This is a genomic window from Streptomyces sp. NBC_00237, from assembly GCF_026342435.1.
Lineage (GTDB): Bacteria > Actinomycetota > Actinomycetes > Streptomycetales > Streptomycetaceae > Streptomyces.
This window is the reverse complement of sequence record NZ_JAPEMT010000003.1, coordinates 993,339-1,012,591: the sequence shown is the minus strand read 5'-3', so window position 1 is coordinate 1,012,591 and position 19,253 is coordinate 993,339. Positions and strand designations below refer to the sequence as shown.

Sequence of the window (19,253 nt, the reverse complement as noted above, 5' to 3'; positions counted from 1 at the left end):
GGTCAGCGCTCCTGTTCCTGGCGGTGCTCGTCTTCCTGGCGGTGCTGTTCGTCGTGCCGGTCCCCGTCGTCGTCCTGCTGGGCGTCGGCCAGCAGGCGTTCGGCGTCGGCCGGGTCGAGGGCGGCCAGCAGCGCCGTCAGCGACTCGATGTCGTCCTCGCCGCTCCCGGCCGGGGCGTCGGCCGCCTCCGTCACGGTCCTGGCCCGGGCGTCCAGCCGTTCCTTGACGAGTGCGGCCAGCGCGCCGGGGGTCGGCTCGCCAAGCACGTCCGCCAGCGGCACCTCCACCGAGAACTGCTCGCGCAGGTTCGACAGGAGCCGCACGATGAGCAGGGAGTCGCCGCCGAATTCGAAGATGTCCGCGTCCAGCGGCATCTCCTCGGCACCCAGCGCGTCGCGCACCAGGCGTGCCACCTGGCCGACGAGGTCGTCCGCGTCCTGCTGTCCCTCGGCGTCGGCCGCCGTCGCGGCGGTGCCCGCCGCCGGCCGTGCGATCCGCTCGTCGCGCACCCACTGGTCCAGGCGGTGCCCGATGTCCCAGGTGGAGACGGCGACGTGGGAGACGTCGCGCAGCGTCAGCAGCCGACGGACGGCCTCCAGGCCCTCCTCCGGCTGAATCGCCTTGTCGTCCATGCTGCGGCCGATCGCGGAGATCGCCCGCTTTTCGTCCTGGTGGTGCTGCCACACGTCCCAGGCGGCGCTGATCCACACCGTGCGGTCCAGGCCGCGGTTGGCGCGTTCGGCGGCCGCGTCCATGAAGTGGTTGGCGGCGCCGTAGCCGAGCAGCCGCAGCCCGCCGAGCACTCCGGCCAGCGAGGAGAGCAGCAGGGCGAAGTCCACGTCGTGGTCGGCCAGGACCTTCTCCAGGGCGATCTGCCCGTACGCCTTGGAGGCGAAGTGCCACTGGCACTGCTCGGCGCTCGCCGCGGTGATCGCCCGGTCCCACTGTTCGCTGGGCAGTCCCGCCGCGTGCACGACACCGTTCAGGGCGCCGAAGCGGGCGGTCACCCGGTCCACCGCAGCGCGCAGCGCGCTCTCGTCGGCGACGTCCGCGTGGACCAGGAAGGGCTGGTCGCCCTCGCTCTCCAGGGCCCGCAGCCGCTGGATGCGCAGCGAGGTCGCGTCGTCGTCCTCGTGCGTCTCCAGCCAGCCGTCCCATTCCGTGCGGTCCGGGAGCGGGTCGCGGGTGAGCAGCGCCAGGCGGGCGCCGGGGCACTCGCGGCGCAGCCAGTGCGCGAGGGTGGAGCCGATCTCGCCGAGGCCGCCGGTGATGAGGTAGACGCCGTCCTCGCGCAGCCGGGAGGCCGCCTTGGCGGTCCAGTCGGCGCGTACCGGGGCGAGGTCGGTGATCCAGCGGGTGCCGCCGCGCAGGGTGGTGGCGACCTCGGGGCGGCGGTGGGCGGCCAGTTCGGCGGCGAGAGTGCGCACCGAGTGCTCGTCCACGGCGGCCGGCAGGTCGAAGTGCCGGGCGCCGATGTTGCCGTGCTCCTGGCCGATGACCCGGGCGGCGACGGCGAGCGTAACGAGTTCGGCCGCGGGTTCCGGCTCGGCCGGGCTGACGGCGTAGGCGCCCGCGCTGATCAGGTCGAGTTGCAGCGGCTTGCTGACGCCCTGTTCGCTGAACGCCTTCACCAGGGCGATCAGGCTGTACAGGCCGTGGCGTTGGGCGCATTCGAAGCGTTCCTTGCCGCGTTCGGCGGGCAGGGGTGCGGTGGACCAGGCGTGCAGCACCCGGTCCGGCAGCCGCTCATCGGCCAGCAGGTCGGCGACGAGGCGGGTGTGGTCCTCCTCGGAGTCGGGGCGCAGTGTCCAGGTATCGCCGTCCCTGCCGTAGGCGGCTCCGGCCCGGACGGTGAGCACCTCGCCCTCGAAGGCGTGCGCGGCAATCCGGGCGGCGGTGCCCTGTTCGTCGGCGAAGAGCAATACGGGGTCGGTAACCGGTGCGGCGGCCGAGTCGAGGGTGCCGACGGCCGGGCGCCACACCGGGGCGGAGAACCACTGGTCCAGCGGCAGCTTGCGCACCCCGTTCCCGGCGGCGGTGCCCGCGCCGGTCAGTGTCCCGGTACCGGGTTCGACCCAGTAGCGGGTGCCTTCGAAGGGGTACGTCGGCAGCGGCACCCGGCCGCGTCCGCGGCCCGCGTAGTAGCCCCGCCAGTCGACGGGCAGTCCGGCCGCCCACAGCCTGCCGAGCGCGGCGGTGACCGCGGTCAGGTCCGCTCCGGCGTCCCGCCCGCGGGCGGCGGAGGTCACGACGGGTACGCCGGTCTCCCGGTCCGGGTGGCGGCGGGTGAAGGTGGCCAGTGTCTGGCCGGGGCCCACTTCCAGAAAGACCGGCACCTCGCCGTCCAGCACCGTGGCCAGGCTGTCGGCGAACCGTACGGTCTCACGCAGGTGTCCGCCCCAGTACGCGGGGTCGGTGGCCTGCTCGTCGGTGATCCAGGTGCCGGTCCTGTTGGACAGGAAGGGGATCTCGGGGCGGCGCAGCCGGACGCCGCGCAGCAGTTCGGTGAGCGGGCCGACGGCCGGGTCCATCATCGCCGAGTGGAAGGCGTGCGAGGTGACGACCTTACGGTGCGCGACGCCGTCGGCGGTGAGCCGGGCGGTGAGCGCGCGGACCGCGTCCTTGGGTCCGGCGACGGTGCACACCGCGGGCTCGTTCACCGCGGCGAGCGCGACCTGCCCCGCGGTGGGGTCGTCGGGGTCGTCGGGGTTCCCTTCGAGGTAGGGGGCGAGTTCCGCGGGCGGGAGCATGACCGCGGCCATCACGCCGCCGGGCAGCGCGTCCACCAGGCGGCCGCGTTCGGCGATCACCCGCAGCGCGTCGGGGAGCGTGAAGACCCCGGCGAGGGTGGCGGCCACGTACTCGCCGACGCTGTGCCCCGCCAGTGCGGCCGGGCGCACGCCCCAGGCGGCCCATTGCCGGGCCAGCGCGTACTCGACGGCGAACAGCGCGGGCTGGGTCAGCCGGGTGCGGCCCAGGTCGTACGGGGTGCCGGTGTACTCCCGCAGCCGGGGGTAGAGGGCGTCCCGCAGGTCAAGGCCCAGGTGCGGCTCCAGCAGTTCCGCGCACTCGTCCAGCACCCGGCGGAACACCGGGAGGTGTTCGTACCAGCCCTGGCCCATGCCGGGGTGCTGGGTTCCCTGGCCGGGGAAGAGCAGGACGACGGGCCGGTCGGCGGGCTGTCCCGAGTCCTGGTGGGTGAAGCGCGGGTCGCCGCTGCGCAGCGCGCGCACGGCCGTCTCCCGGTCGGGGGCGGTGATCACGGCACGGTGGTTGAAGGTGCGGCGGGCGGTGGCCAGGGTGTGGGCTGCGTCCTCCAGAGCGGTGTCGCCGAGCCCTTCGGGCGCGTCCTTCCCGGCCGCGTCGCCGGGCCGCGCGGGTGCTTCCTCCTGTGCGGGTGCGTCCTCCTGTGCGGCGGCGTCGAGGACTTCCGGTGTGTCCTGGACCGGCGCCGCGGCTTCCAGGTGGTCGGCCAGTTCCTGGCGTGCCCTCTCCAGGGCGGCCGGCGACTTGGCCGAGAGCGGCAGCAGTACGACGGGGGCTGCGGGCGCGGCGGGCCGTGCCGCCGGGTCGGTACGCGGAGCCTCTTCCAGGACGACGTGTGCGGTGGTGCCGCCCATGCCGGTGGAGGTGACCGCGCAGCGCAGCGGCCCGCCGTCGGCCGGTGCCTGCCACGGCTTCGTCTCGGTGCCCACGCGGAAGCGGGTGCCGTCGGCCTCGCACTGCGGGTTCCACTCGGTGAAGTGCGGGGTGGGCACCAGGGTCCGGTGGTACAGCATCAGTACGCACTTGATGAGCGAGGCGATTCCTGCGGCGGTGCTCAGATGGCCGAGGTTGGCCTTCACCGAACCGATCGTCAGCGGCGGTGCGCCGTCCACCTGGTAGGACTGTGCGGCTGCCGCCAGTTCGACGGGGTCGCCCATCCTGGTGCCGGTGCCGTGGGCCTCCAGGTAGCTGACGGTCGCCGGGTCCACGTCCGCCACGGCCAGTGCCTCCGCGAGGACGGCGGCCTGGCCCGTGACGCCGGGTGCGGTGTAGCCGACCCGGTCGGCGCCGTCGTTTCCGATGGCGGAGCCGCGCAGTACCGCCCAGACGGTGTCGCCGTCGGCGAGTGCGTCCGACAGGCGCTTGAGCACGACCACGCCGACGCCGTTGCCGAAGACCGTGCCGTCGGCGTGGGCGTCGAAGGGCCGTACCGTGCCGGTCGCCGAGGCGATCGAGTCGCTCTCGTGGAGGTACCCGGCCTCCTGCGGGAAGCGCAGTGCGACGCCTCCGGCGAGCGCCACGTCGCACTCCTGCCCCAGCAGGCTCTGCGCCGCCTGGTGCACCGCCACCAGCGAGGTGGAGCAGGCGGTCTGCACGGAGACGCTCGGACCTGTGAGGTTGAGGTGGTACGAGGCCCTGGTGGCAAGGTGGTTGGGGTCGTTGCCCATCAGTGCCGACAGGTCCTGGCGCAGCTTGGGCAGCGAGCCGCCGAAGCCTTTCTCCCCGGTCAGTACGTTGTGCAGCAGGTAGGTGCTGCTCAGTGCGCCCGCGAAGACGCCGATGCGGCCTTCGTACTGCTCGGAGTCGTGGCCGCTGTGTTCCAGCGCCTTCCAGGAGGACTGGAGGAACAGCCGCAGCTGCGGGTCCATCCGTTCGGCCTCGCGGGCGCTGAGGTAGAAGAAGGAGGCGTCGAAGAGGTCGGTGTCCTCGACGGTCGCGGCCCGGCGCACGTAGCGGGGGTCCGCCAGGGTCCTGGGCTCCACCCCGGCGGCGACGAGCTGTTCCTCGTCCACGTCGCGGATCTGGTCGGTGCCCGCGAGCAGATTGCGCCAGAACTCGTGGTGGTCGCGGGCGCCCGGCACCCGGCAGTCCAGTCCGACGACGGCGATCCGTCCGTCGGGGTCGGCGCCGTCCGCCGCGGCGGCGTAGGGGCGGTCAGTCACAAGTACCTCCTGTGTGCGGGGAGTTCTGCGGCGGAACAGCCGGCCCGGTGCGGGCCGCTGCGCGGCGGGCGCCACCTCGGGCCGCGGTGCGCCTGCGGGTGCCCCGCGCGGCGGGCGCCCCGGAGGACCCCGGGGATGCGGCCCCGCCGCTGCCGATGAGCCGCACCAGAGCGCGGACGGTCGGCGCCCGGTACAGGTCGGTCATCCGCAGTCCGGGCGCGACGGTCCGGGTGAGCAGTTCATGGACGGCGGCCACCCGCAGTGAGGTCCCGCCGAGATCGAAGAAGTTGTCGTCCAGGGCGACGGCGTCGGCGGCGAGCACCTCGCGCCACGCCTCGGCCACGGCCCGCTCCAGCGGGCCCGCCCCGGGTACGCCCGCGGCCGGTCCCGTCTCCCGCGCCACAAGGGGATCGGGCAGTGCGGCCCGGTCGATCTTGTGGTTCGGTGTCAGCGGAAGCGCGTCCAGCAAGACGTACGCGGTGGGCACCGCGTGGTCGGGCAGTACCCTGCGCAGGGTCGCCCGCAGTACGGACGGCCGGGCCTTCGCCCCGTCGGCCGCCACGAGGTAGGCCGCGAGCTGCCGCTCGCCGAGGCGGTCGGTGAACGGCATCACCACGGCCTCGCGCACCTCGGGCAGGTCCTTCAGCGCGCTCTCCACCTCCCCGGTCTCCACCCGGATCCCGGAGATCTTCACCTGGAAGTCGCGGCGCCCGATCAGCAGGAGAGTGCCGTCCGGCAGCCGCCTGGCGAGGTCGCCGGTGCGGTAGGTCCGGCCGTCCGCGACCGCGCCGGGCGCCAAGTAGTCGCTGGCGACCACGAGTTCGCCCTCGCCCGGCCCCTCGACCGGCTGCCCCTGCTCGTCCCGGAGCCACACCTGTGTGTCGGCGGCGGGGAAGCCCAGGGGGAAGACGCCGGTCGGCGGCCGGTACTCGCGGTCGGCGACGCGCAGCAGCGCGCAGGAGCACTCGGTCGAGCCGTAGGCCCCGGCGATACGGCAGTGCGCGGCGAAGGTCCGCCGGGCGGCGTCGAGATCGGCCAGGTGCAGGGTGTCGCCGCCGAGGGCGAGCATGCGCATGGCGGGCAGTGCGGTCTTCCGCGACTCCATGGCCCGGACCAGGGCGCGGAACACCGGGAGCGTGGAGTGGTAGACGGTGAGGTCCTCGGCGGCCATCCATTCCAGCAGGCCGCTGATGCCGAGCGTCTTGAGGTCGACCGGGTACAGGGCGGCGCCGTTGAGCAGGGCGGCGAAGGTGTCCTGCACCGCCGAGTCCCAGCTGTACGCGGACTGCAGGGTGAGCCGGTCCTGTGGGCCGATGCCCAGACCGTCGGTCCACACCCGGGTGTGGTGCAGGACGTTGCGGTGGGTCTGCGCGACCGGCTTGGGCCGCCCGGTGGACCCGGAGGTGTACAGGACATACGCCTCTCCTTCGGGCCGCGCCCGCACGCCGTCGGTCCTTGTCCGTGCGCCGTCGGGCGCCGGTATCTCCCGGCCCGCGCTCTCCACCGCCGGTCCTGCTGCCAGGTCCTCGTACGGCAGCACCGGCCGCCGGTCCGCCAGCCGTCCTGCCTGGGGCAGGTGCGGGGCAGTGGCGACCAGGGCCCGTACGCCCGCGTCCCGTGCCATGAGCGCGAGGCGTTGTTCGGGGTAGGCGGCGTCCAGCGGTACGTAGGACAGTCCGGCGTGCAGCACGCCGAGCAGCGCAGCGATCATCTCCGCTCCGTGCGAGAAGAGCAGGCCGACCCGGTCGCCGGGACGCAGTCCGGCCGCGGCCAGCGAGGCGGCGACGCGGGACGCGCGCCCGGCGGTCTCCCGGTAGGTCCAGCGGATCTCGGGGGTGACCACGGCCTCCCTCGCCGGGTGGGCGGCGGCCTGTTCCAGGAAGCGGTGCACGAGCGTTCCGGCCTGCTCGGCGGGCGGGAACGGCCGGTGTCCCGTGGGTGTTCGGGCAGGGGAGGCCGTCATGGTGTCGCACCCCTTTCCGGTCCGTCCGCCGGGCCGTGGGAGAAGAGCACGGCGGGGTGCGCGGGACGCTCGCGCAGTTGCGCGTATGCCTCGGCAGCCTGTTCGACGCCGAAGCGCGGCAGGTCCATGGCCACGGGGCGGATCTTGCCTGTGCGGATCAGGTCCAGGGCCCGCTGGAGGTTCTCGGTGACGGTGCCCTCGCCTTCGGGCGCCACGGCGTCGGTCAGTCCGCGGGCGTAGGAGGCGTCGCGGTATCCGGCGCCGCAGCGTGCCGCGTACCGGATGTCGAGGTTGCCCAGTTCCACGCTGAAGTCGATGTGCGCCGCGAACCGGCCCACGCCGACCAGCCGGGGGCGCCCCGGGGCCCGGCCCGCCCAGCGGGCCGCGGCCACGACGGTGGCCCCGGCGTCCCCGGTGCCGCAGAGGAAGACGCACCGGCCGCCGTTCCCGGCCGGCCCGGGGGCCGCGGCTTCCCGGTCCACCTCGAAGTGCGTCCCGTCGGCGGCGGCCAGTCCGAGGGCGGGCGCCGTGCGCAGCCGTTCCGGGCGCAGGTCCAGCAGGGTGACGGGGTTGCCCCGGGCCGCCGCGGTCTGAGCGACCAGCTGACCGACCATGCCCGCGCCCACCACGGCGACCTCGTCCGCGGGCGCGAGGACCGCGCGGTCCACCGCGTGCACCGCGGTCGCCGCCAGCCCCGCCACCACCGCGTCCGCCAGGTCCGTGCCGTCGGGGACCCGGCGGCACAGCCGGTACGGCACAGTGACCGCTTCGCTGTGCACCGCCTCGCCCCAGCCCATGGCGATCACCCGGTCGCCCGGGGCGAAGCCGGGGGCCAGCGGGCCGACCGCGTCCACCACGCCGGCCGCGCAGTATCCGAGGACGAAGCGCTCGCCGGTGCGGGCCGAGCGGTCCAGGTAGTGCAGTTCGGTGCCCGGGCTCACCAGGCTCCACTCGGTCCGCAGCCGTATCTCGCCGCGGCCAGGGGGCCGACGCAGCACTCCTTCGAGGACCGGGTCCCGACCGCCGACCGCCACCAGCTGCCGTACGGGCAGCGGAGCGACGGCACCGGCCGGACCGGCCGCCGGGGCGTCCTGCACCCGTGCCCACGACGCCTGTTCAGTCATCGTCGCGCTCCCCCGTCGTCCTCTCTGCCGCACCCGGCTCCGCGCGGTCGGGCGGGTCCTGGTCCGCCGTACGCCTGCCCGCCCGGCCCGGCGGGGCCGGTATCCACCGCTCGTCCGGCACGACGTCCAGTTCCTCGCGGTGGCCCGGTATCGGACCCAACGGCACCGGCCGGTCCGCGCGTTCGTAGGTGGCGCGGCGGTTGCGCTTGCGTTCCAGGCCGAGGTTGAGACCTGCCAGGTCCACCGGTTCGTGGGTGAACAGTCCGTGCTCCCTGGCCGCGGCCACCACCTCGGCTCCTGCCTCGGTGCGGATGAACACCCGGCCGTGCTTCTTCTGTCCCTCGCCGCTGATGCTCGCGGCGAAAATGTTCGGATCGCCGTCGCTGACGCTCACGTCGGCCAGCCCCGACATCCAGTCGCCGCAGGACAGGCAGCGGTACGTCTTGTTGCCCGCGAAGTCCCGTACCGCCTGCCAGAACTGGACCTCGTGGTCCACGCCGTCCCGGGTGCGGATGCCGATGTTCCCGGGGTACTCGCCCTCTCGGTAGCGCAGCCGCACCACCGTCTCCACGGGTACGTGGGCGCGTTCGCGGATCACCGCGGCGGTGCCCTCGGGGCGGGTGCTCGACGAGCAGGCGGGCTCGACGAGCAGCACCACGCGCTCGCGTGCCCACCGTCCGGCGGCGGTGTCCATGGCCTGGAGCTTGCGCATCGCCTGGATGTGGCAGGCCACGCCCGACATGGCGACCCTGGCGTGCGGTTCCTCGGTCATCGTCTGGCGCAACCGGCCGAGGTAGGGGGCGAGTTGGTAGGTCGACTGGGAGGTCTCCACCAGGTCAGCCGGATCGCGCGTCAGCGCGGGCGCCGCCCGCCAGGGCTCCTCGGTGTCGCGCCCCATGGTGAGCACCACCGTCACGCCCAGCTCCCGCACGGCGGTCTGGAGCAGCGCGGTGAGGCTGCCGCCGCTGGCGGATGCCTCGTACACCACGGGGTGCAGCGCGTGCCCCGCGACCACTTCCTCGAAGACCCCGGTCCAGCGCTCCTGCGGGGTGCGGGTGCGGCCGAACAACCGCTCCTCGGCGGCCGGGGTGCCGGGGTCGGCGCCCGGGCACACGTCCACGCAGTCGGTGCACTCCCCGCAGTCGGCCGCGGTCCAGGAGGCCACGGTGAGCACCGGATCCAGCCCCTCGAAGCCGATCACCCCGGCCGGGCAGGCAAGTTCGCAGGCCCCGCACACGGTGCATAACTCCGGTTCCAGTATGTCCCTTTCAAGCTGCTGGAAGCTCATGAGCCACCGCCTTCCGGTAAGGACGCGCCGTATAGCGCAACGTGCCGTGCGCCGTCGTCGCGCACGGCTCTGGTGGCCGTTCCCGCGCGCTCGTCCGGCCGGGCGGCCTCGGCCACGGCCGCCCCGATGCCCTCGATCAGGAACCGGTAGCCGTCCTCGTCCAGCAGCGCCGGCGGCACGATCTTGACCGTGGCGCCCTCCGGGCCGCCGCCGAAGAGCAGCAGCCGGGCACGCAGGGCACCGCCCGTGACGGCCCGCGCCAGTTCGGGGTCGGGCCGCCCGTCCCGTACGCAGTCGAAGGCCGCCAGTGCGCCGGTCGTGCGGACGGCCCTCATCCAGGGGTGCCGGGCGGCAAGCGCCGCCAGGTCGACGCGCAGCCGCTCACCCAACTCCCTTGCCCTGCCTGCCACGTCGTCCCGTACGACGATGTCCAGGACGGCTTCTGCCGCCGCGCAGGAGACCGGGTGGCCGGAGAAGGTGGAGGTCTGCACGCCCGGCGGCAGCGCGTCGAGCACGGCCCTCTCCCCCACCACGGCGCCGACAGGGAAGCCGTTGCCCAGGGTCTTGCCGAGCAGTGTCAGGTCCGGCTTCTCGGTCATCAGCTCGGCGGTGAACAGCCGCCCGGCCCTGCCGAGTCCGGTGTAGATCTCGTCCAGCACCAGCAGTGCGCCCCGGGCGTGCGCCTGCCGTGCGATCTCGTCGAGCAGCGCCGGTGGCACGTCCAGGACGCCTTCGGTCACCTGGACCGGTTCCAGGACGACGGCCGCGGTGCCGCCCTGCCGGTCCGCGGCGTCCAGCGCCGCCGAGAGCCCGGCCGCGAAACCGGCCACGTCGTCGGCTCCCGGCTGCCGGGGGTCGGGAAGTTCCGCGACGACGACCGGCGGGGAGCCTTCGGCTCCGTCGTCCCCGAAGCCGCTGTAGGTCTTGAACTCCGCACGCCAGGTGAGTGCCAGCGCCCCGGCCGTCTTGCCGTGGAAGCCGTAGCGGAAGCCGACCACGGCCCGGTGTCCGGTGGCCGCGCGGGCGATCTTCAGCGCGGACTCCACCGCCTCCGAGCCCGTCGCGGTGGGCAGCACCGCCGGCTCCTCGTACGGGGACAGGGCGCAGATCCGCTCGATCATCCGTCTGCGGGCGTCCGAGGTCAGCTTGCAGCCGGTGTGGGTCAGGCGTGCGGCCTGGGCGGTCACGGCGGCGGTGACGTCGGGGTGCTGGTGTCCCAGCGTCGCCGCGCCGCTGCCCGCGGTCCCGTCGAACCAGGCGGTGCCGTCCTCGGTGTACAGCCAGGGGCCGTTGCCGCTGCTGAACTCCGGGCCCAGGGCGCTCCCCGTGGACCGTGCTTCGGCACTCGCCGCACTGCTCTTCATCGGTAGTCCTCTGTTCGTCACCGGGGGTCCTCCGCGACACGGGCGCCGACGGCGCGCTGCACATCGGCGAAGTCGGGAAACGAGGTGCGGTGACAGGCACCGCCCCGCACCGTGGTGCGGCCCGGCAGGCAGCCCGCGAGCGTCGCGGCGGCCATCGCGATCCGATGGTCCTCGAAGCCGGGCACCTCACCGGCCCTCAGCGGGGCGCCGCCGCGCACGGTGAGGCCGTCGTCGGTCACCTCGACCCGGGCGCCGAACGCCCCGGCCATCCGTGCCGTGGCCGTCAGCCGGTCCGTCTCCTTGAAGCGGAGTTCCTCCGCGCACCCGATCCACGACACTCCCGGCAGCCGGGCCGCGACCAGGGCCAGCAGGGGCACCTCGTCGATCAGTGCGTGCAGCAGCGCGGGCTCCTCCACCCGGACGGCCTCGACCCCGTCCAGTCCGCCCCGTACGACCACGGTCCCCACCGGTTCGCCGCCGTGCGCGCGCCCTTCCTCGTGGGGGACCCCGTGCCCGTCCTCGTAGGAGATGTCGGCTCCGCTCCTGCGCAGCACGTCGAAGAAGCCCGTGCGGGTCGGGTTCAGGCAGACGCCCGGCACCCGCAGCGTTCCGCCGTCGCCCCACAGCAGGTGCGCGGCGACGGGATAGGCCGCCAGGGACGGATCTCCGGGGACGTCGATGACCTCGGGCACCTCGAACGCCGCACCGTCCCAGACGAGTGCGTTGTCGCCCTCGTCCAGCCCGCCTCCGAACGCGGCGAGCATCCGCTCGGTGTGGTCCCGCGAGCGCACCGGGTGCCGTACGGTCGCGGGCAGTCCCGCGGCGGCCACGGCCAGCAGTACGGCGGACCGCGCCTGTGCGCTCCCCACCCGCAGGGTCACCGTTCCCGGGCGGTGCACGGCCCCCTTCAGCAGGACGGGAAGGCAGCCTTCGTCGCCCAAGTAGGCGATGTCCGCGCCCAGTTCGATCAGCGGGTCGATCAGCCAGTCCATCGGGCGGTGCCGCAGCACCTCGTCCCCGTCCACCACCGCGGCGGTGCCGCTGCCCGCCAGTACTCCGATCAGCAGCCGGGCCGCGGCGCTCGACCCTCCGGTCTCCAGGTACGGCACGCCCCGCGGCCAGTCGGACACGTCCGGATGCTCACGCGCCTGCTGCGGCACCGGTAACGCGCCGCGCCGCACGGTGAGTGAGCTGCCGTCCGCCCCGGTCTCCATCCCCAGCGCCCGCATCGCGGGCAGCAGCGCCCGCACCGCGCCACCCAGGTTGGCGTTGCGCACGGTCAGCACCTCGGGTGCGCCGGGCAGCAGGGCCGCCAGCAACGCCCGGTGGGTGACCGACTTGTCGCCCGGCACGCCGACTCTCAGCGTGCTGACGCCGACGGCCTCTTCGGCCCGGCCGCCGTCCACCGCCAAGTCCGCCGATTCGGTACCCGGCTTGTCGAATGTCTTCCGGGTCCCCCTCCTGACCTCAAGCACGCCTTGCTCCTGTTCCTGGACTCGAGAACCTGCGGGCCGACCGGCAGCACGCGCGGTGCGGGCGGCTCCACGAGTACGGCTCAGAAACCCTCCATACACACCCCTGTGAACGCCCTACCGACAGCGGGACAAGAATAGGAAAAGCGTCGGTCAAATCCCCGGCCGTCACTGCGAAAACGAACCAGTGACCAAGAGGGGAAAACAACCGGCCACCATGGCGGAAATGGGCCGTTGAGAGATAGCGAATCCGCCGACAGTGCACCCCTTTCACCTCGCCCGACAGGCTGTTACCACGGCCTTGCGACTGGCCCGACTCAATCACCCGTACAGAGCAACTGTCAATGAAACGTTGACGACCTCAACTCGTCTCACCCGCCGCCCAACGCCTCCGAAATAAACACCACTTCCCCTTGTCGGGCTCCTGTAATCACCGCACCCGCAAAGGCGATCCACATCACTCCGAAAAGGCTCGTCCGGCGAAGTTCCATTCACCGACTTCACGCATCAATTCAAACACCGAACACACCGAACACACCGGGGAGACGCCGTTCGACCGCTCGTACGGCAGCCGGTTCAGCGGCCCGTTAGGCAGCACGCGCAGCGGCCCGTACGGCGTGCGGTCAGCCGGTCGGAGGGCCCAGCCCCGCGAGGATCGCGCTGGTTGGGGTGAAGAGACCGGTCGGGTAGTCCCTGTTGCAGAACTTGTTGCCGGTCGAAGTGATCCCGACCAGCTTGCCGCCCACGACCAGCGGGCCGCTCGAGTCGCCCCGGCAGATGCTGTCGAAGGTGCCGGTGGCGGTGAGCCCCCGGCCTAGGGCGGTCGCGGACCGGCCGGACCCGAAGAGCGCGGCGTCCTTCGGCCCGGCGACGGGCAGCGTCTTGTACGGCATCGGCCCGGCCAGCGTGAGGACGGCCGCGTCGTACAGGTAGTGGGTCCCGTCGAACTTCGGGTAGATCCTGATCGAGGTGATCTGGCGGACCGTGCCCCTGGTGGTCCGCAGGTCGGTGCGGCCGCCGACCACCTCGTAGCCGACGGGAGGCATGCCCTCCTCCTTGTCCACGCAGTGGGCGTCCACGCAGTGGGCGGCGGTCGGCACCTTGTCCGGCGCGATGAGGGTGCCGCCGCAGACGTGCTCGCTCGCTCCGCCCTCGCCCGCCTCGCTGCGGATCTGCATGGTGTACGGGTGGTCCGTGGTGGTGGATTTCCCGCCGCCCTGGATCGCGGCGGCGGGAGTCGCGGTGGCTGCCAGACCCGCGGCCGCGAGGGCTGCGGCCCTGGAACGGCGGTGGGACTTCGCCACGAGGGTTCCCCCCGGGGAAGGTTCGCATCGCACGGGCGGTGGCACGAGCGGTGTGCGGCGCGGTCGTTGCCGCCCGTGCGCCGTACGTCATGAACACGGCTACGGTCACCGGTCAAGAGGTGCCGCCACCGGCGCGGGTTCCCCCTACCGGCACGAAGTCGATCGGCCCCCGGCTCCCGAACCACGGGACGCCGTCCCTCACTTCGGGACGCCCCGAGCCGCTGTCTGCACTATGCGGCGGTACGCCGGGCGCTGAAGGTGCCCCAGTGCAGCCGTCCGGCGCGGGCGGCCTCGACCCAGAGCGGGAGGTTGGCGAGCAGGCCGTCGACGTAGGCGGGGGTGGCGCGCAGCTCGGCCTCCTTGGCGCGGGTGTCGGCGCTCAGCCTGACGTAGTGGTGGGTGAGTTGGCTGCTGTGGTCGTCGAATTCGACGGGGGCCAGACCCAGTCCGGTCAGCCGGTCGACGTAGAAGGAGGAGGTGGCCAGCGCGTCCAGGCCGAGACGCGAGACGACCGGGTGCAGCGCGTCGGCGGGCGCGTCCTCGTCGGCCATGATGTCGGCGAAGGCGAGGGCTCCGCCGGGCTTGAGGACGCGTGCGGCCTCGCTGAGAACGCGCGGCCTGTCCCCGCTGTGACAGAACGCCTCCAGGGAGTCGTGTCTTTGCTTTTGCGATCTTGTGGAGGTGGGGGGAGGGCTCAAGATGTTCACTTCCGCCGCCCCAGGCCGGTGTCACGTGGTCGCACGTTCTTGTCAACGCCGTGCGTGCGGCTGTGGAGCTGTACCGACGGTCTGAACGGCTGCCGTCGGGCTTTGCCCAGGTGTGGCCGATCAGATCCAACGACGGCACCGCAATCAGCACATGGCGGGCGCCGAGGACTTCGGCGGAACGTCGCCCCAGCAGGCGTCCGGACGGCCGACCGGGGTAGACGGCTGACCGGCCCGCCCATCGGCGCGCCCAAAACTCAGGAGAGGACACGATCAGCGTGAGCGACGCCGAGCACCGGAAGCAGACCCCCGACGGAGCGGCCGAACTCCTGGTTCGCTGCCTGGAGAACGAGGGCGTCGAGGTGGTGTTCGGCGTACCCGGCGAGGAGAACATCCGTTTCACCAACGCCCTCGCCCGCTCGGAGAAGATCCGCTACATCCTCACCCGGCACGAGCAGGCCGCGTCTTTCATGGCGGAGATGTACGGCCGACTCACCGGCTCGGCGGGTGTGATGTCCGCGACTCTGGGGCCCGGCGCGATCAACCTGATGCTGGGCGTCGCCGATGCCATGACGAACAGCACGCCCGTCGTCGCGATCACCGCGCAGGTCGGCAAGGAGCGCAACTACAAGGAGTCCCACCAGTTCGTGGACCTGGTGAGCATGTTCGCCCCGATCACGAAGTGGTCGGCGGAGGTCCCGGCCACCCGGGCCATCCCCGAGATGGTGCGGCGCGCGTTCAAGACCGCGGAGTCCGAGCGGCCCGGCGCCGTCTACCTCGCCGTGCCCGAGGACGTCGACGAGGCGACGGACGGCTCGGAACTGCGCCCGCTGCGCAGGAACGTCGTGCAGCCCGAGGCGCCGTCCCCGAAGCAGATCAAGCGAGCGGCGGAGCTTCTGCGGGAGGCCCGCCGACCGGTGATCCTCGCCGGACACGGCGCGGCGCGCGGCGGCGCCCAGGAGTCGCTGACGGCGTTCGCCACCGCACTCGACGTGTCGACGGCGACCACCTTCCACGGCAAGGGCGTCCTGCCCGACGACCACCCGTGCGCGACCGGCACGTTCGGCTTCATGCGGCGCGACTACACCAACTTCGGGTTCGAGGAGGCCGACGTCGTCATCGCCGTCGGCTACGAGCTGCAGGAGTTCGACCCGTCCCGGATCAACCCGGACGGTGACAAGAAGATCGTCCACATCCACCGCGTCCCGGCGGAGGTGGACGACAGCTACTCGGTCGACGTCGGCATCATCGGCGACATCTCCGCCTCCCTCGACGCCCTCGCCACCGAACTCGACGGCCTGCGCTGGACCATCGACGACGAGGACACCACGGCCACCCGCGCGCTGCTTGCCAAGGAACTCGAGCAGGGCGCCGCGGACGAGCGCTACCCGCTCGCCCCGCAGCGCGTCATCGCCGACACCCGCGCCGTGCTCGGTCGCGACGACATCGTGCTGGTCGACACCGGCGCGCTGAAGATGTGGATGGCCCGGCTCTACCCGACGTACGCGCCGAACACCTGCCTCATCTCCAACGGCTTGTCCACCATGGGCTTCTCGCTGCCCGGCGCGCTCGCGGTTCAGCTCGCCAGGCCGCAGACGAAGGTGCTGGCGGCGGTCGGCGACGGCTCGTTCCTCATGCACTCCCAGGAGATCGAGACGGCGGTCCGCGAGAACATTCCGCTGACCGTGCTGATCTGGGAGGACAACGGTTACGGGCTCATCAAGTGGAAGATGGACCTGGAGGTCGGGGAAAACTCCAACACCGACTTCGGCAACCCGGACATCGTCCAGTACGCCCGCAGCTTCGGCGCGAAGGGCTACCACATCGAGTCCGCCGGGGACCTGCTGCCGACGCTCCGTGAGGCACTGGCGGACCCGGGCGTGTCGATCATCAACTGCCCCGTGGACTACGCCGAGAACATGAACCTCATCGAGCACCTCGGTCACCTCGACTCGGCACTCTGACCCGCCCACGGCGCGGCCCGACCCCGTACGGGCCGCGCGGCGGCCCTCCCGCGGGGGCGGTGCCCTCGGGTCTCCGGCATCGCGTGGTATCACCGCGGCGCGGGGTAGACGGCCACCGTGAGGTTCGGCCAGTCGAGGAGAGGAACGTCTGTGATGCGTGCTCGGAGCATAGGTGCGGCAGCCGCCACGGGGTTGGCGCTGGTGGCCGCCCGCGACCTCGTGCAGAAGAAGCACGCGCTGCTGAGGAACTTCCCCCTGGTGGGACACGCCAGGTACGTGCTGGAGACGATCGGCCCCGAACTACGCCAGTACATCGTGACCTCCAACGACGAGGAGCGTCCCTTCAGCCGTGACCAGCGCAGCTGGATCTACGCGTCGGCGAAGGGGGAGAACAACTACTTCGGGTTCGGCACCGACAACGACGTCGAGCACGTGCAGGGTCATGCATACGTGAAGCAGCGTACGTTCGCCGGTGCGCTGCCCGATCTGAGCGACCCGCAGGCGGCGTTGCCCTCGGCCAAGGTGCTCGGCGGACCGCGCGGCCGCGCGAAGGCATTCCGCCCGGCGAGCGTCATCAACATCTCGGCGATGAGCTTCGGCTCGCTGTCCGGCGCGGCCGTCACGGCGCTCAACAAGGGCGCGGCGCTGGCCGGGACGATGCAGAACACCGGCGAGGGCGGCCTGTCGCCCTACCACCTCAAAGGCGGGGACCTTGTCCTCCAGATCGGTACGGCGTACTTCGGCTGCCGCAACGAGGACGGGACGTTCAACCTCGACAAGCTCAAGTCCATGGTCGCGGGTGCGCCCGTCAAGGCGATCGAGATCAAGCTCTCGCAGGGCGCGAAGCCGGGGCTCGGCGGCATGCTGCCGGGCGCGAAGGTGACCGACGAGATTGCCGGGATCCGCGACATTCCCGCAGGCAAGGACTGCGCTTCGCCGTCGCGGCACACCGCGTTCCACGACGTGGACTCGATGCTCGACTTCGTGGAACTGTTGGCCACGGAGACCGGATTGCCGGTCGGGATCAAAAGCGCCGTCGGGGAGATGGACTTCTGGGAGGAACTCGCCACGCTGATGGAGCGGGGTGAGCGAGGGGTCGACTTCGTGACCGTCGACGGTGGCGAGGGCGGCACTGGGGCGGCTCCCCTGATGTTCGCCGACTCGGTGTCCCTGCCGTTCCGCGTGGGCTTCTCCCGCGTCTACGGCGTGTTCGCCGAGCGGGGCCTGACCGACGACATCACCTTCATCGGCTCCGGCAAGCTCGGCCTGCCCGAGAACGCCGTCGTCGCGTTCGCCCTCGGCGTCGACATGATCAACGTGGGCCGTGAGGCGATGCTGTCCATCGGCTGCATCCAGGCCCAGAAGTGCCACACCGACAAGTGCCCCACCGGCATCACCACCCAGAGCCCGTGGCTGGCGCGCGGCATCGACGCGCCCTCGAAGGGCATCCGGGCCGCGACGTACCTGCGCACCCTGCGCAGTGAGTTGCTGAGGGTCTCGGGCGCCCTCGGTGTCCCCCACCCGTCGCTCATCACCCCCACCGACATAGACATCCTGAACGGCGACTACGACGCCCGCACCCTGGGGAGTGTGTACGGCTACAAGGATGGCTGGGGCTCGCTCGGGCCGGAGCTCACCCATGAGATCGCCAAACTGCTCACCACCTGAGCCAGCTACTCGGCCACCTGTCTTCAACCGTCATGCCCTGCGCAGCACGCCCACCAGGAAGTGGAGGAGCGGGCGGCGGTCGGCGGCCGGGAGCTGGCCCGTCTCCTCCTGCAAGGCCACCTCGACCTTCGCGCACGGCGCGAGGAGACCGTGTTGTCAGCGCTGGACGCTCCGGGCCGGGCGCGGGTCGGTGGTGGACGGACCCGCCTGGAACCGTGCCACCGACGCAAGTTGGCGACGGTGGTCGGGACGGTGACCGTGACGCGGTGTGCCCTGCGCGCTGCGGGACTGCCCAACCTCCATCCGGCCGACGCCGTGCTCCCGCTGCCACGTGAGCGACACAGCCTCGGACTGCGCCGCCTCGCGGTACTCGAAGCGGTCCGCGGCTCCTACGACACCGCCCTGGACGCGGTCGGACGCGCCAGCGGCAAAGTGGTCGGGAAGCGCCAGCTCGAACACCTGGTCAAGGCCGCCGCCACCGATATCGCCGCCTTCTACGCCGCCCGCACGCCTGTCCCGGCAAGTGCCTCGACGCTGCTGGTCCTGTCCGTCGACGGCAAGGGCATCGCGATGAGGCCCGAGCACCTGCGCGAGAACACACCGCCCGCGCCGCCCGACGCGCCCAGCACGTCTTCCGCACCCGCCTGTCCGCCGGGGAGAAGACGAACCGGAAACGGATGGCGACCCTCGCCTGCGTCTACGACACCGACCCGGCCGTCCGTCGCCCGCACGACGTGATCGCCCCGCCCGGCGGCCGCACCGGCCGCCGCCGACCCCGGCCCGGCCCCCGGGGCACCCACAAGTGGCTGACCGGCTCCGTCGAGCACGACCCCGAGCAGGTCATCGCCCAGGCTTTCGACCAAGCCGCCGCTCGCGACCCCGGGCACCGCCGCGACTGGGTCGTCCTGGTCGACGGCGCACGTCACCAACTCGACCTCATCCAGGCCGAAGCCGCCCGCCGCGGCATAAAGATCCACATCGTCCTGGACATCGTGCACGTTCTGGAGAAACTCTGGGCCGCCGCCCGCTGCTTCTTCCGCCCCACCGACCCGGACGGCGAGGACTGGGTTGCCGTCCACGCCGTCCGTCTGCTGAACGGTGCTACCCACGACACGGTCACCGCCCTGAGCACCGAGGCCGACCACCAACTGACCAGTGAACAGCGCACCGCCGTCGACAAAGCGATCCGCTACCTGCGGAACAACTGCGACTTCCTCCACTACGACCAGGCCCTCGCCCGGGGCTGGCCGATCGGCAGCGGCGCGATCGAGGGAGCGGCCAGGCATCTGGTCGCCGACCGCCTCGCGATCACCGGCAGTCGATGGAGCGTCCCCGGCGCCGAGGCCCTCCTCCAGCTCCGCGCGATCATCAGCAACGGCGACTTCACCGCCTACTGGCACTATCACGTGCAAGAGGAGCATGCCCGTCTCTATCCCCGTCCCGACCAGGCTGGTTACCGCCTGACAGCCTGAAC

General features: G+C 72.3%; 10 protein-coding genes and 1 pseudogene. 3 read left to right on the top strand and 8 right to left on the bottom strand.

All coding sequences use genetic code 11. From position 1 onward, the window contains the following. Positions 1 to 2: 2 nt before the first annotated feature. The 8 genes from OG897_RS31180 to OG897_RS31145 form a co-directional block, all read right to left on the bottom strand. Positions 3 to 4,928 (bottom strand): type I polyketide synthase, encoded by a 4,926-nt coding sequence (locus tag OG897_RS31180; protein ID WP_266662036.1) that lies wholly within the window; start codon positions 4,926 to 4,928, stop codon positions 3 to 5. After that, the gene (locus OG897_RS31175; RefSeq protein ID WP_266662034.1) at positions 4,921 to 6,891 is read right to left on the bottom strand and encodes a non-ribosomal peptide synthetase; all 1,971 of its coding nucleotides are present in this window, start codon (positions 6,889 to 6,891) and stop codon (positions 4,921 to 4,923) included. Before OG897_RS31175 ends, OG897_RS31180 begins: the two co-directional genes overlap by 8 nt. Beyond that, a complete protein-coding gene (locus OG897_RS31170; RefSeq protein ID WP_266662032.1) occupies positions 6,888 to 8,015 on the bottom strand; it encodes a 3-hydroxyacyl-CoA dehydrogenase NAD-binding domain-containing protein in 1,128 nt (375 codons plus the stop codon). The genes OG897_RS31175 and OG897_RS31170 overlap by 4 nt, the downstream gene beginning before the upstream one ends. Next, positions 8,008 to 9,303, bottom strand: coding sequence for a Coenzyme F420 hydrogenase/dehydrogenase, beta subunit C-terminal domain (locus tag OG897_RS31165; RefSeq protein ID WP_266662030.1), 1,296 nt, complete (start codon positions 9,301 to 9,303; stop codon positions 8,008 to 8,010). Before OG897_RS31165 ends, OG897_RS31170 begins: the two co-directional genes overlap by 8 nt. Further along, the gene (locus tag OG897_RS31160) at positions 9,300 to 10,667 is read right to left on the bottom strand and encodes an aspartate aminotransferase family protein (protein WP_266662028.1); all 1,368 of its coding nucleotides are present in this window, start codon (positions 10,665 to 10,667) and stop codon (positions 9,300 to 9,302) included. The genes OG897_RS31165 and OG897_RS31160 overlap by 4 nt, the downstream gene beginning before the upstream one ends. A gap of 17 nt (positions 10,668 to 10,684) precedes the next feature. Then, on the bottom strand, positions 10,685 to 12,142 hold the full coding sequence (locus OG897_RS31155) for a 3-phosphoshikimate 1-carboxyvinyltransferase (RefSeq protein WP_266662026.1): 1,458 nt from the start codon (positions 12,140 to 12,142) through the stop codon (positions 10,685 to 10,687). Between the two features lie 620 nt (positions 12,143 to 12,762). Continuing rightward, a complete protein-coding gene (locus OG897_RS31150; protein WP_266662024.1) occupies positions 12,763 to 13,443 on the bottom strand; it encodes a trypsin-like serine protease in 681 nt (226 codons plus the stop codon). A 230-nt stretch (positions 13,444 to 13,673) separates the two neighbouring features. Next, positions 13,674 to 14,141, bottom strand: a complete 468-nt coding sequence (locus OG897_RS31145) for a methyltransferase domain-containing protein (RefSeq protein WP_266662022.1) — start codon at positions 14,139 to 14,141, stop codon at positions 13,674 to 13,676. Positions 14,142 to 14,425: 284 nt separating this feature from the next. Here OG897_RS31145 and OG897_RS31140 point away from each other — a divergent pair, with 284 nt between their 5' ends. The 3 genes and pseudogenes from OG897_RS31140 to OG897_RS31130 all read left to right on the top strand — a co-directional run. Then, complete coding sequence (locus tag OG897_RS31140) at positions 14,426 to 16,111, top strand: acetolactate synthase large subunit (protein WP_266662020.1); 1,686 nt, start codon at positions 14,426 to 14,428, stop codon at positions 16,109 to 16,111. Positions 16,112 to 16,264: 153 nt separating this feature from the next. Next, complete coding sequence (locus OG897_RS31135; protein WP_266662018.1) at positions 16,265 to 17,779, top strand: FMN-binding glutamate synthase family protein; 1,515 nt, start codon at positions 16,265 to 16,267, stop codon at positions 17,777 to 17,779. Between the two features lie 587 nt (positions 17,780 to 18,366). After that, a pseudogene (locus OG897_RS31130) lies at positions 18,367 to 19,251 on the top strand (ISKra4 family transposase); the annotation flags it as partial. Between the last annotated feature and the right edge of the window lie 2 nt (positions 19,252 to 19,253).

What these genes read in the sequence shown, in the direction of transcription:
- OG897_RS31175 (WP_266662034.1), bottom strand. Translation starts at nt 6,891, where the DNA reads ATGACGGCCTCCCCTGCCCGAACACCCACGGGACACCGGCCGTTCCCG.
- OG897_RS31170 (WP_266662032.1), bottom strand. Translation starts at nt 8,015, where the DNA reads ATGACTGAACAGGCGTCGTGGGCACGGGTGCAGGACGCCCCGGCGGCC.
- OG897_RS31165 (WP_266662030.1), bottom strand. Translation starts at nt 9,303, where the DNA reads ATGAGCTTCCAGCAGCTTGAAAGGGACATACTGGAACCGGAGTTATGC.
- OG897_RS31160 (WP_266662028.1), bottom strand. Translation starts at nt 10,667, where the DNA reads ATGAAGAGCAGTGCGGCGAGTGCCGAAGCACGGTCCACGGGGAGCGCC.
- OG897_RS31135 (WP_266662018.1), top strand. Translation starts at nt 16,265, where the DNA reads ATGCGTGCTCGGAGCATAGGTGCGGCAGCCGCCACGGGGTTGGCGCTG.